Consider the following 12,186-nt stretch of genomic DNA (forward strand, 5'->3'; position numbering starts at 1 on the left):
AACCGGCCGGGTAGGCGGATCGGATGATCCCCACCGCCGACGCCGTCGTCATCGGGGCCGGTCACAACGGTCTGGTGGCCGCCAACCTGCTGGCCGACGCCGGCTGGGACGTCCTGGTGCTGGAGGCCACCGAGGCCCCGGGCGGCGCGGTCCGCTCCGCCCAGGTCACCGCACCCGGCTACCTGAGCGACCTCTACAGCTCCTTCTACCCCCTCGGGTACGCCTCCCCGGTGCTGCGCGGCCTCGACCTGGACCGGCACGGACTGCGCTGGACGCACGCCCCGGACGTGCTGGCCCACCTGCTGCCCGACGGGCGGGCCGCGGTGATCAACCGCGACCTGGCCACCACCGCCGCCTCGCTGGAGCAGTTCGCCCCCGGCGACGGGGAGCGCTGGGAGCACGCGTACGCCGACTGGGCCGAGGTGGCCGGGCCGATGCTGGACACCATCACCACGCCCTTCCCGCCGGTACGCGGCGGGCTGGGCCTGCTGCGCCGACTGCGGGTCGGCGGGGCGCTGCGACTGGCCCGCCGCCTGGTGGTGCCGGTCCGCAAGCTCGGCGACGAGCTCTTCGACGGCGAGGGTGGCCCCGCGCTGCTGGCCGGCTGCGCGCTGCACACCGACCTGTCCCCGGAGGAGGCCGGCTCCGGCGTGTACGGCTGGCTGCTCGCCATGCTCGGCCAGCAGGTCGGCTGGCCGGTGCCGGTCGGCGGGGCGCAGCGGATCACCGACACGCTGGTGGCCCGGCTGGTGCAGCGGGGCGGCCGGATCGACTACAACGCGCGGGTCGACCGGGTGCTGACCGCCCGGGGCCGCGCCATGGGTGTGCGGACCGTCGGTGGCGCCACCTGGCGGGCCCGCCGGGCGGTCCTCGCCGACGTGCCGGCCCCCGCGCTCTTCCTGGACCTGGTCGGCGCGGCGGCGCTGCCGCCCCGGCTGGTCGAGGACCTGGCCCACTTCAAGTGGGACGGCTCCACGCTCAAGGTGGACTGGGCGCTCTCCGCTCCGGTGCCCTGGAAGAACCGCGCGGTCGCCGGCGCCGGCACCGTGCACCTGGGCGCGGACCTCAACGGGCTGACCACGTACGCGGCCGAGCTGGCCCGGGGTGAGCTGCCCCGGGACCCCTTCCTGCTGGTCGGGCAGATGTCGGTGGCCGACCCCAGCCACTCCCCGCCGGGCACCGAGTCACTCTGGTCGTACACCCACCTGCCGTTCCGGCCGAACTGGCGGGCCGAGGACGTCGCCGCGCACGTGACCCGGATGGAGGACGTGCTGGAGGAGGCCGCGCCGGGCTTCCGTGCCCTGATCGTGGGGCGGCACGTGGCCGGCCCGGCGGACCTGGAGGCGGGCGACCCGAGCCTGGTCGGCGGTGCGCTGGGCGGTGGCACCGCGGCCGCGTACCAGCAGCTCTTCCTGCGGCCGATCCCCGGCCTGGGGCGCGCGGACACCCCGGTGGACCGGCTCTTCCTGGCCAGCTCGTCGGCGCACCCCGGCGGCGGCGTGCACGGCGCGCCGGGCGCGAACGCCGCGCGGGCCGCCCTGGCCCGCGACCGGGCGCTCACCGGCCCCCTGTACGCGGGCGTCATCGACGCCGCCCACCGCGCGGTCTACCGCTGACCCGGTCGCCCGTTCGCCCGGTCGGCGTCGGCCTGGTGAGCGGTGAGGGCGTGTGCGGGGAGACCGGGCGTCCGCAGAAAGGTCGACACTCTCGGTGACGTCCTCGTCGGCCGGCCGGTGTCCCTCGGCCCCCTTTGCTCTGCTTCAACCCACGCAACAGTCACGGCCAGCGACGCTCGGGGGGAGACCCGATGCGGTGTTCGGCGGTATTAGCTCAGTTCAGGCGGGTGTTGCGTGCGTTGAAGCAGAGCAAAGGCAACCGGAGGTACGACTCGGGGAACGAAAACGCCTCACGCTACGTGACATGACGCAGCGTGAGGCGTGGCGATCGACCGGTGCCGTCAGCGGTCCAGGTTGCGGTGCTTGGTGCGCAGCTTGAAGGGCATCAGCGCGCTCTCGATCTTGGTGGCGGTGGTCATCTTCGACGCGCCCTCGCGGCGCTCCTCGAAGCGGATCGGCACCTCCAGGATGGTGTGGCCCATCTTGGTGGCCAGGTAGTGCATCTCCACCTGGAAGCTGTAGCCGTTCGACTGCACCCGCTCCAGCCCGATGTCGCGCAGCGCGTCGGCACGCCAGATCTTGAAGCCCGCGGTCAGGTCCCGGATCCGCACCTGGAGCAGGGTGTGCACGTACAGGTTCGCCCACCCGCTGAGCGCGCGCCGGTACAGCGGCCAGTTCTCGTCCAGCTCGCCGCCCGGCACGTACCGGGAGCCGATGACCACGCTGGCCTGGGTGGAGAGCAGCGCGCCCAGCATGCCGGGCAGCGCCTCCGGCGGGTGCGACAGGTCGGCGTCCATCTGCGCCACGTACTCGGCGCCGCCGTCCAGCGCCCGGCCGATCCCGTCCACGTACGCCCGGCCCAGGCCCTCCTTGCCGGCCCGGTGCACCACCTGCACCCGGTCCGGGTGCTCGACGGCGAGCTTGTCGGCGACCTCGCCCGTCCCGTCCGGCGAGTTGTCGTCCGCGACGAGCACCTTCAGCCCGGGCAGCGGCAGCGCGAGCAGCCGCTCGACCAGCACCGGGAGGTTGCCCGCCTCGTTGTAGGTGGGAACGACGACGGTCAGACGTGCGTCGCGCCACGGAGCGGGCAACTGAACGGGTTCGATCATCACGGACTTCCTCGGTCGGCCGACAGCGTCACCTCAGAGGGTAGCCAGTCGCTCCGGCACGCTCCGCACAGACGCCCCGGGGCCGGGTTCCGGAGATCCGCGTCACCGGTCCGACTTCTGCCGGGTGGCGATGTCGGAGAGCCGGTTCAGCGTCTCCCGGTTACGCAGGTGCAGCACCAGGTCGTTGAGCTTGTTGCGGACCCAGCGCAGCGGGCCGGCCGCGAAGTCCTCGCCGATGGTGACCCGGGTGCGACCGCCGTCCACCGGCTCCAGGGCGAACACGACGGTCGCCTCGCCCATCGGCCAGAGCCCCGCCTTCAGCACCAGCCGGTGCGGCGCGTCGCACTCCAGCACGGTGGAGGCGTCCTGGAGGGAGAGCGGCCACGGACCGGCCCGGTGGTGCAGCCGGCTGCCCACCCGGGGCCAGGAGTCGTCCACGTCCCGCACGTGTGCGGTGCCGACCACCCAGTCGCTGTACGTCCACCCGTCGGCGAGCACGTCGAAGACCTGCTGCGGGGGTGCATCGATCACTTTCTCCACAATCGCCACCGATATCCCATACCCGAGCCCGGCGCGCCGGTAACCGGGCCACCGGGTTAGCTTCTCGGCAGCGGCGGGTATCGCCGCACCGGACCGGTGGGCGGGCGACGCACCGGTCGGCGGGCACCGGCGCAGCGGCTGGCGCCGCGAGTTGATGTTTACTCCTCGGGGGGTCGGGAACCCGCGGCCCGTGCGACGGGACCACGAGCGGGATCAGTGCAGGTCAGCCCGGGTTGACCCGGGTGCTGACCGGCTCCCGTCCGGGCTGTACGACGCGGTCCTGCTCGACCGGGACGGCACGCTCATCGAGGACGTGCCCTACAACGGCGACCCGGAGAAGGTACGCCCGGTGCCGGGCGCCCGGGAGGCGCTGGACGAGCTGCGTGCCGCCGGGCTGCGGCTGGCCGTGGTGACCAACCAGTCCGGCCTGGCCCGGGGCCTGTTCACCGCCGACGACCTGCGCCGGGTCAACGCCCGGGTGGAGGAACTGCTCGGACCCTTCGACGCCTGGCAGGTCTGCCCGCACGGGGAACCGGACGGCTGCGCCTGCCGCAAGCCCGCCCCGGGCATGCTGCACGCCGCCGCCCGCGCGCTCGACACCACCCCGGCCCGCTGCGTGATGGTCGGGGACATCGGCGCCGACATGGCCGCCGCCGCGGCGGCCGGCGCCGCCGGTGTGCTGGTCCCGACCCCGACCACCCGGTCGGCGGAGGTGGCCGCCGCGCCGACCGTCGCGGTCGACCTGCCCGACGCGGTGGCGCAGATCCTGCGCCGGATGCGCCTGGTCGCCGCGCCCCGACCGGCGCGGCGGCGGGGCACCGTGCTGGTGGTACGCAGCGACGCGGCCGGTGACGTGCTGGTCACCGGCCCCGGCATCCGGGCGGTCGCCGCGAACGCCCGACGCGTGGTGCTGCTCTGCGGGCCGCGCGGCCGGGCCGCCGCCGAGCTGCTGCCCGGCGTCGACGAGACCATCGAATGGCCGCTGCCCTGGATCGACGCCCCGGCCCCACCGGTCGACCCGGCCGGCCTGCGCGACCTCGTCGACCGGCTGACCGCCGTCCGCGCCGACGAAGCCGTCATCTTCACCTCGTTCCACCAGTCACCACTGCCCCTGGCCCTGCTGCTGCGGCTGGCCGGGGTGCCCCGGATCAGCGCGATCAGCGACGACTACCCCGGCTCCCTGCTCGACGTCCGCCACCGCGTCCCCGTCGGCGTACCCGAACCCGAACGCGCCCTCTCCCTCGCCGCCGCCGCCGGCTTCGCCCTGCCCACCGACGACGAACCCCGGCTGCGGCTGCGCGCCGACCGGCTGCCGCCGCCCCCGGTCGAGCTCGGCGCGCCCGGCTACGTGGTGCTGCACCCGGGCTCCTCGGTGCAGACCCGGGCCTGCCCACCCGAACTGGCCACCCGGATCGTCCGGGTGCTCGCCGCCGCCGGGCACCGGGTGGTGGTCACCGGCGGGCCGGACGAACGGGAGCTGACCGCCCGGGTCGCCGCGGCCGGCGGGCTCGACCTGGGCGGTCGGACCGGGCTCGCCGAACTGGCGGCGGTGATCGCCCGGGCCGGGGCGCTGGTGGTCGGCAACACCGGCCCCGCCCACCTGGCCGCCGCGCTGGACGTGCCGGTGGTGAGCCTCTTCGCCCCCACGGTCCCGTTCGGACAGTGGGGGCCGTACCGGGTGCCGACCGTACGGCTCGGCGACGCCGGGGCCGCCTGCCGGGACACCCGGGCCACCCGCTGCCCGGTGCCCGGCCACCCCTGCCTCACCGACGTCGAGCCGGGGCGGGTACGCGAGGCGCTGCGACTGCTCGGGGTGCGCGCCGACACGCCGGAACCGGTCCGGGTGGCCCGATGAACATCCTCCTCTGGCACGTGCACGGCTCGTGGACGACGTCGTTCGTGCACGGCAAGCACACCTACCTGATCCCGACCACCCCGGACCGGGGCCCGTACGGGCTGGGCCGGGCCCGGACCTATCCCTGGCCGGAGAGCGCCGTCGAGGTGACCCCGGCGGAGCTGCGCCGCGCCGACGTGGACGTGGTGCTGCTCCAGCGGCCCGAGGAGTTCGACCTGGCCTGCGAGTGGCTGGGCCGCCGGGTGGGCCGCGACCTGCCGGCGATCTACGTGGAGCACAACACGCCGAAGGGCGACGTGCCGAACACCCGGCACCCGATGGCCGACCGCGACGACCTGCTGCTCACCCACGTCACGCACTTCAACGAGCTGTTCTGGGACAACGGCGGCGCCCGCACCGCCGTGGTCGAGCACGGCGTGCTCGCCCCGGCCGTCGAGTGGACCGGCGAACTGGACCGCCTCGCCGTGGTGATCAACGAGCCGGTCCGCCGTTGGCGGGTCACCGGCACCGACCTGCTGGCCCGCTTCGCCGAGATCGCCCCGCTGGACGTCTACGGCATGAAGGTGGCCGGGCTCGCCGACCACCTGGGGCTGCCCGCCGAGCGGCTGACCAGCCACGACGACGTACCGCAGCACGCCATGCACACCGAGCTGGCGCGGCGGCGGGCGTACCTGCACCTGTGCCGGTGGACCTCGCTCGGGCTGAGCCTGATCGAGGCGATGACCATGGGCATGCCGGTGGTGGCGCTGGCCACCACCGAGGCCGTGGAGGCGGTGCCGCCGACCGCAGGCGCCCTCTCCACCCGGGTCGACGTGCTGCTGGACGCCGCCCGGGCGCTCGTCGACGACCCGACCGCCGCGCGCCGGGCCGGCGCGCAGGCGCGGGCCGCCGCACGGAACCGCTACGGCCTGGAGCGTTTCCTCGCCGACTGGGACCGGCTGCTGGAGGAGGAAGTATGCGCATCGCGATGATCTCGGAGCACGCCAGTCCGCTCGCCGTCCTCGGTGGAGAGGACGCCGGTGGCCAGAACACGCATGTCGCCGAGCTCTCCGCCGCGCTCGTCGCCGCCGGCCACGACGTCCGCGTCTACACCCGCCGCGACGCCGTGGACCTGCCGGTGACCGTCCGGGCCGCCGACGGGTACGAGGTGGTGCACGTGCCCGCCGGGCCGGCCGAGCCGGTCGCCAAGGACGACCTGCTGCCGTACATGCCGGCGTTCGGTGACTGGCTGGCCGACCGGTGGCGCGGCGGCGACTGGCAGCCCGAGGTCGTGCACGCGCACTTCTGGATGAGCGGTCTCGCGGCGCTGGCCGCCGGCCGGCGCACCGGGGCGGCGGTGGTGCAGACGTACCACGCGCTCGGCACGGTGAAGCGACGGCACCAGGGCGCGCAGGACACCAGCCCGCCCGGGCGGGTCGGGCACGAGCGGGACCTGGGCCGGGCGGTCGACCGGGTGGTCGCCCAGTGCCAGGACGAGGTCGCCGAGCTGGTCCGGATGGGGGTGCCCCGGTCCCGGATGACCGTGGTCCCGTCCGGGGTGAACCTGTCCACCTTCGCGCCGCTCGGCCCGGTCGCCGAGCGCGACGGGGACCGGCCGCGCATCCTGACCGTCGGTCGGCTGGTCGAGCGCAAGGGCTTCCAGGACGTCATCCGGGCCACCGCGCTGGTTCCCGAGGCCGAGTGCGTGGTGGTGGGCGGGCCACCGGCCGGGCTGCTGGAGACCGACCCGTACGCGCTGCGGCTGCGGGCGCTGGCCGAGTCGTTGGGGATCGCCGACCGGGTCAGGCTGATCGGCGCGGTGCCCCGCGAGGAGATGGGCCGCTGGTACCGCTCGGCGGACGTGCTGGTCGCCGCCCCCTGGTACGAGCCGTTCGGGCTCACCCCGCTGGAGGCGATGGCGTGCGGGGTGCCGGTGATCGGCACCGCCGTCGGCGGACTGATCGACACGGTGCTGGCCGGCCGCACCGGTGACCTGGTGCCCGCCCGCGATCCGGCGGCGCTCGGCGCGGCCGTCCGCCGGCTGCTCGGCGACCGGATCCGCCGGTTCGCGTACGCCACGGCCGCCCTGGAGCGGGCCCGCACCCGCTACTCCTGGTCGAGCGCCGCCGAACGGCTCGCGGAGCTGTACGGCGAGGTCGCCACCGTGCGCCGGCCGAGCCGGGTGGTCGCCTGATGGCGGCCCCGGGACCCGCCGTCGGCGGCACCGTGCTGGAGGACCATCTCACCCAGTTGGCCGCGGCGCTGCTGCCGTTGCGGCAGGCCGAGCAGCAGCTCGCCGGCTGGGGGGCCGAGTTGGCGCACCGGCTGGCCGGCGGCGGGCGGCTGCTGGTGGCCGGCAACGGTGGCTCCGCCGCCGAGGCCCAGCACCTCACCGCCGAACTCGTCGGCAAACTGCGCGACGACCGGCAGCCGTTGTCGGCGATCGCGCTGCACGCCGAGACCTCCGCGATGACCGCCATCGGCAACGACTACGGCTACGACGAGGTCTTCGCCCGCCAGGTCCGCGCCCACGGCCGACCCGACGACATCCTGCTGCTGATGTCCACCAGCGGCACCAGCAGCAACCTGCTCACCGCCGCCGAGGCCGGCCGCGACACCGGCCTGCGCTGCTGGGCCTTCACCGGTCCCGCCCCGAACCCGCTCGCCGGGCTCTGCCACGAGACGCTCGCCATCGACTCTCCGGAGAGCCAGGTGGTGCAGGAGCTGCACCTGGTCGCCACGCACGTGCTCTGCGAGTACGTCGACCGGGCGCTGCCCGCGGCGCTGGCAGCCGGGCCGGCACCGGTGCGCGCCGGGGTCGAGGTGGTGCTCGGCGACACCCCGGCGGTGCCGCCCCGATGAGGAGGTCGAGCGTGACGGGACCCGTGGTGGTGATCGGTGACACCCTGCTGGACCGGGACGTGGAAGGGCTGGTGAACCGGCTCTGCCCGGACTCCCCGGTGCCGGTGCTGGACGAGACCACGTACGTCGACCGGCCCGGGGGTGCCGGCCTGGCCGCGCTCTTCGCGGCCGGGCAGGGCGCGGACGTCGCGCTGGTCACCGCGATCGCCGACGACGCCGGCGGGGCCCGGATCGGTTCCCTGCTGGCCGCCGCCGGGGTGCAGTTGTACGGCCTGCCGCTGTCCGGCGCGACCCCGGAGAAGATCCGGCTGCGCGCCCGGGGCCGGGTGCTGCTGCGCCACGACCGGGGCGGCCGCGGCGGTGAACCGGGCGAGCCGAGCGAGGCGGTGCTGCGGCTGATCGCCGACGCCGCCGCGATCCTGGTCAGCGACTACGGCCGGGGGGTGGCCCGGCAGCCGGCGCTGCGCGCCGCGCTGACCGCGACCCGGGCCCCGGTGGTCTGGGACCCGCACCCCCGGGGGCCGGCGGCGGTGCCCGGGGTGCAGTTGGTCACCCCCAACGAGTCCGAGGCGCGCGAGCTGGCGAAGGCGCCCCCGGGCGCGTCCCGACTGGCCACCGCGTCGCGGGGCGCGCAGGCGCTGCGCGAGCGCTGGCAGGCCGGCGCGGTGGTGGTGACCCTGGGCGGCGACGGCGCCCTGCTCTGCCACGCCGGGTCCGCGCCGCTGGTGGTGCCCGCACCGGCCGCCGAGGGGGACACCTGCGGGGCGGGGGACCGGTTCGCCGCGACCGCCACCCTCGCCCTGGCCCGGGGCGCGCTGGTCTCCGAGGCGGTGCAGCAGGCGGTCGCCGAGGCGTCCGCGTACGTGGCCGGCGGCGGAGTGGCCGCCGCCCTGCCCGCGCCGGTGCGGACCGCCTCCCCGCTGGTGGTGACCGGCGGCGGGGACCGGATCGGCGCGGCGGCGGCCGGTGCGGTGATCGCCGAGGTCCGCGCGGCCGGCGGCACGGTGGTCGCCACCGGCGGCTGCTTCGACCTGCTGCACGCCGGGCACGTGGCGACGTTGCAGGCGGCCCGCCGGCTCGGCGACTGCCTGGTCGTCTGCCTCAACTCCGACGCCAGCGTCGCCGGGCTGAAGGGCCCCGCGCGCCCGGTCGTGCCGCAGGGCGACCGCAGCCGGCTGCTCGCCGCGTTGGCCTGCGTCGACGCGGTGCTGGTCTTCGACGAGCCGACCCCGCACGCGGCGCTGTCCTGGCTGCGGCCGGACATCTGGGTCAAGGGCGGCGACTACGCCACCGGCGGCGGCGAGCAGACGCTGCCCGAGGCGGAGATCCTGGCCCGCTGGGGCGGGCACACGGTGGTGGTGCCGTACCTGGACGGGCGCTCCACCACCGACATGATCGCGGCCGCCCGGGCCGGTCGCGGCTCGGCCGACTGGCCGGTCGTGCCGGTACCGGACGAGGTGGCCGTCACCCGGTCCACCGTGGAGGGAGCACGATGAGCGGCAGTCCACCACCCGGGACGGGCCCGACCGTCCTGGTCAGCGGCGGATCGAGCGGGTTGGGCGCGGCTGTGGTCACCGCGGTGGCCCGGGCGGGCGGCCGGCCGCTGGTGCTGGACCGGCAGCGGCCCGGTGACGCGGTGCCCTGGGTCGAGTGCGACCTGGCCGACACCCGGGCCGCCGAGGCGGCCACCCGGGAGCTGGCGGAACGCGCCGGCGGGCTGGACGCCGTGGTGACCGCCGCCGGGATGGACGTGCCCGGGAAGCTGGCCGACGTACCGGCCCGGACCTGGGAGCGGATCGTCGCGGTGGACCTGCTCGCCACGGCGGCGGTGATCCGGGCCGCGCTGCCCTACCTGACGGCCTCGCGGGGCAACGTGGTCACCGTGGCCTCCACCCTCGGGGTCAAGGCGGTCGGCGACGCCACGGCGTACTGCGCGGCGAAGTTCGGGGTGGTCGGCTTCACCCGGGCGCTCGCCGCCGAGCTGGCCGGCGCGGTCGGCGTCACGCTGCTCATCCCCGGCGGGATGCGCACCGCGTTCTTCGACGAGCGGGACGCGCAGTACCGCCCCGGACCGGACGCCGCGCTCAACGAGCCGGCCGACACCGCCGCAGCGATCATGTTCGCGCTCTCCCAGCCGCCCGGCTGCGCCGTCCGCGAGCTGGTGGTCTGCGCCGAGCGGGAGACGTCGTACCCGTGATCCTGGTGCTGCGGGCACTCGGCGTCGGTGACCTGGCCACGGCGGTGCCGGCGCTGCGCGGCCTGCGGGCCGGCCTGCCGGGCCGGGAGCTGGTGCTGGCCGCACCGGCCTGGCTGGCGCCGCTGGCCGACCTGGTCGGCGGGATCGACCGGGTGCTGCCCACCGCCGGTCTGGTGGACGGGCCGGCCTGGACCGGACCACCGCCCGAGCTCGCGGTCAACCTGCACGGTCGCGGCCCACGGTCGCACCGGCTGCTGGCCGCGCTGCGGCCGGGCCGGGTGCTCGCCTTCGCCAACGCCGAGGCCGGCCACGCCGACGGCCCCCGTTGGGACGACGACGAGCACGAGGTCCACCGCTGGTGCCGGCTGCTGCACGCGTACGGGCTGCCGGCCGACCCGGGCGACCTGGCGCTGCGCCGTCCGCCCGGGACCGGGGTGCCGGCCGGCGTCACCGTGCTGCACCCGGGCAGCAAGATCGCGGCGAAGCGGTGGCCGGCGGCACGGTTCGCGGGGCTCGCCCGGGCGCTCACCGCCCGCGGGCACCGGGTGGTGCTGACCGGCTCCGCCGACGAACGGGGTCTGGCCGGACGGGTGGCCGGGGACGCCGGGCTGCCCCCGGACGCGGTGCTCGCCGGGCGGACCGGCCTGACCGAGCTGGCCGGCCTGGTCGCCGACGCCCGGCTGGTGGTCAGCGGCGACACCGGGGTGGCGCACCTGGCGACCGGGTACGGCACCGCCTCGGTGGTGCTCTTCGGTCCGGTGTCGGCGGCGCGCTGGGGACCGCCGCCGGACCGCCCCCGGCACCGGGTGCTCGGAACCACCCATCCGGGTCGTAACGACCACGATTGGGGCGCGCCCGGGCGGGTAGGAACCCATCCGACGTTGGCGGCCATCGGGGTGGAGCAGGTGCTGGCCGCCGTGGACGACGCGGAACAGGCGGTGCGGGAGTCCGGTGCGATTGCGGCGTAGCGATCCGGGCCGGCCGGGGTACGCCCGCCGGCGGCGCGGCAAGGGTTGGCTCTTCCTCGACCCGAAGGGCGAGGCGGTACGCGACGCGGCCGAACTGGCCCGGCTGCGGGACCTGGTGATCCCGCCGGCCTGGCAGGAGGTGTGGATCTGCCCCCACCCGAACGGGCACATCCAGGCCACCGGGATCGACGCCGCCGGGCGCAAGCAGTACCTCTACCACCCGCAGTGGCGGCAGAAGCGGGACGAGGCGAAGTTCGACCACGTGCTGGAGGTGGCCCACCGGCTGCCGGTGCTGCGCGACCGGGTGGAGCACGACCTGACGCTGCGCGGGCTGCGCCGCGAGCGGGTGCTGGCCACCGTCACCCGGCTGCTGGACATGGGCATGTTCCGGGTGGGCAGCGACCAGTACGCCACCGGCGACGACCCCACCTTCGGCGTCTCCACCCTGCGCCCCGAGCACGCCCGGTCCCGGGGCGGCTGCGTGGTCCTCGAGTTCACCGCCAAGGGCGGCATCGAGCAGGTACGCCGGATCGAGGACGCGGAGCTGTGCCGGGTGCTGACCAACCTGCGCCGCCGGCGGCGGGCCGAGGAGCGCCTCTTCGGCTACTGGGACGGGCGGGCGTGGCGGGACGTGCGCAGCGACGAGGTCAACGACTACCTGCGCGACGCCAGCGGCGGCGAGATGACCGCGAAGGACTTCCGTACCTGGCACGCCACCGTGCTGGCGGCGACCGAGTTGGCGACGACGGGTCCGCAGCGGTCGGTGACCGCCCGCAGGCGGGCGGTGGCGGCGGTGATGCGCTCGGTCGCGGACCTGCTCGGCAACACCCCGACGGTGGCCCGGACGTCGTACGTGGACCCGCGGGTGGTGGATCTCTACCACGACGGGGTGCTGGCCCCGGTGGAGCCGGAGATGCCCCGGGAGTCGGCGGAACAGGCCGTGCTGGGCCTGCTGGAGGAGGCGACCTGACCGGCCCCGTCGTCGGTCCTGGGGGGAATTACGACGGGGCCGGGGTCCGGTCCGGCCGTCGTCGGCCGATGTGGCCGGGGGGTTCGCGCG

At 76.0% G+C, this 12,186-nt stretch carries 11 protein-coding genes; 9 read left to right on the forward strand and 2 right to left on the reverse strand.

Annotated features, from left to right (window positions below):
* Nucleotides 1-23 precede the first annotated feature (23 nt).
* Nucleotides 24-1,616 carry a phytoene desaturase family protein gene (locus GA0070611_RS01940; RefSeq protein ID WP_091656250.1) on the forward strand — a complete coding sequence of 531 codons (1,593 nt, stop codon included), beginning with the start codon at nt 24-26 and terminating at the stop codon, nt 1,614-1,616.
* Nucleotides 1,617-1,957: 341 nt separating this feature from the next.
* On the opposite strand, the gene GA0070611_RS01945 is transcribed toward GA0070611_RS01940, so the two are convergent.
* Together GA0070611_RS01945 and GA0070611_RS01950 are read right to left on the reverse strand one after the other, a co-directional pair.
* Nucleotides 1,958-2,725, reverse strand: a complete 768-nt coding sequence (locus GA0070611_RS01945; protein ID WP_091656252.1) for a polyprenol monophosphomannose synthase — start codon at nt 2,723-2,725, stop codon at nt 1,958-1,960.
* Nucleotides 2,726-2,827: 102 nt separating this feature from the next.
* Entirely contained in the window at nt 2,828-3,274 is a 447-nt protein-coding gene (locus GA0070611_RS01950; RefSeq protein ID WP_091656255.1) for an SRPBCC family protein, read from the reverse strand.
* A gap of 181 nt (nt 3,275-3,455) precedes the next feature.
* Here GA0070611_RS01950 and GA0070611_RS01955 point away from each other — a divergent pair, with 181 nt between their 5' ends.
* From GA0070611_RS01955 to GA0070611_RS01990, 8 genes are read left to right on the forward strand one after another with little or no spacing between them, the layout of a single operon-like run.
* Nucleotides 3,456-5,120 carry an HAD-IIIA family hydrolase gene (locus tag GA0070611_RS01955; RefSeq protein ID WP_091656257.1) on the forward strand — a complete coding sequence of 555 codons (1,665 nt, stop codon included), beginning with the start codon at nt 3,456-3,458 and terminating at the stop codon, nt 5,118-5,120.
* The gene (locus tag GA0070611_RS01960) at nt 5,117-6,091 is read left to right on the forward strand and encodes a glycosyltransferase (protein ID WP_091656260.1); all 975 of its coding nucleotides are present in this window, start codon (nt 5,117-5,119) and stop codon (nt 6,089-6,091) included. The genes GA0070611_RS01955 and GA0070611_RS01960 overlap by 4 nt, the downstream gene beginning before the upstream one ends.
* Complete coding sequence (locus tag GA0070611_RS01965; RefSeq protein WP_091656265.1) at nt 6,076-7,293, forward strand: glycosyltransferase; 1,218 nt, start codon at nt 6,076-6,078, stop codon at nt 7,291-7,293. Before GA0070611_RS01960 ends, GA0070611_RS01965 begins: the two co-directional genes overlap by 16 nt.
* Nucleotides 7,293-7,961, forward strand: a complete 669-nt coding sequence (locus GA0070611_RS01970; protein WP_091656268.1) for a D-sedoheptulose-7-phosphate isomerase — start codon at nt 7,293-7,295, stop codon at nt 7,959-7,961. Before GA0070611_RS01965 ends, GA0070611_RS01970 begins: the two co-directional genes overlap by 1 nt.
* A gap of 11 nt (nt 7,962-7,972) precedes the next feature.
* Entirely contained in the window at nt 7,973-9,457 is a 1,485-nt protein-coding gene (locus tag GA0070611_RS01975; RefSeq protein WP_407940405.1) for a PfkB family carbohydrate kinase, read from the forward strand.
* Nucleotides 9,454-10,158 carry an SDR family oxidoreductase gene (locus tag GA0070611_RS01980; RefSeq protein WP_091656275.1) on the forward strand — a complete coding sequence of 235 codons (705 nt, stop codon included), beginning with the start codon at nt 9,454-9,456 and terminating at the stop codon, nt 10,156-10,158. The genes GA0070611_RS01975 and GA0070611_RS01980 overlap by 4 nt, the downstream gene beginning before the upstream one ends.
* Nucleotides 10,155-11,126, forward strand: coding sequence for a glycosyltransferase family 9 protein (locus tag GA0070611_RS01985; protein ID WP_091656279.1), 972 nt, complete (start codon nt 10,155-10,157; stop codon nt 11,124-11,126). Before GA0070611_RS01980 ends, GA0070611_RS01985 begins: the two co-directional genes overlap by 4 nt.
* Nucleotides 11,110-12,096, forward strand: coding sequence for a DNA topoisomerase IB (locus GA0070611_RS01990; protein WP_091656284.1), 987 nt, complete (start codon nt 11,110-11,112; stop codon nt 12,094-12,096). The genes GA0070611_RS01985 and GA0070611_RS01990 overlap by 17 nt, the downstream gene beginning before the upstream one ends.
* Nucleotides 12,097-12,186: the final 90 nt, after the last annotated feature.

It is taken from the genome of Micromonospora auratinigra (genome assembly GCF_900089595.1).
GTDB lineage: Bacteria > Actinomycetota > Actinomycetes > Mycobacteriales > Micromonosporaceae > Micromonospora > Micromonospora auratinigra.

Excerpts from the sequence above, each read along its gene's own strand:
- GA0070611_RS01945 (WP_091656252.1), bottom strand. The coding sequence starts at position 2,725 with ATGATCGAACCCGTTCAGTTGCCCGCTCCGTGGCGCGACGCACGTCTG.
- GA0070611_RS01960 (WP_091656260.1), top strand. The coding sequence starts at position 5,117 with ATGAACATCCTCCTCTGGCACGTGCACGGCTCGTGGACGACGTCGTTC.
- GA0070611_RS01940 (WP_091656250.1), top strand. The coding sequence starts at position 24 with ATGATCCCCACCGCCGACGCCGTCGTCATCGGGGCCGGTCACAACGGT.
- GA0070611_RS01965 (WP_091656265.1), top strand. The coding sequence starts at position 6,076 with ATGCGCATCGCGATGATCTCGGAGCACGCCAGTCCGCTCGCCGTCCTC.
- GA0070611_RS01970 (WP_091656268.1), top strand. The coding sequence starts at position 7,293 with ATGGCGGCCCCGGGACCCGCCGTCGGCGGCACCGTGCTGGAGGACCAT.
- GA0070611_RS01980 (WP_091656275.1), top strand. The coding sequence starts at position 9,454 with ATGAGCGGCAGTCCACCACCCGGGACGGGCCCGACCGTCCTGGTCAGC.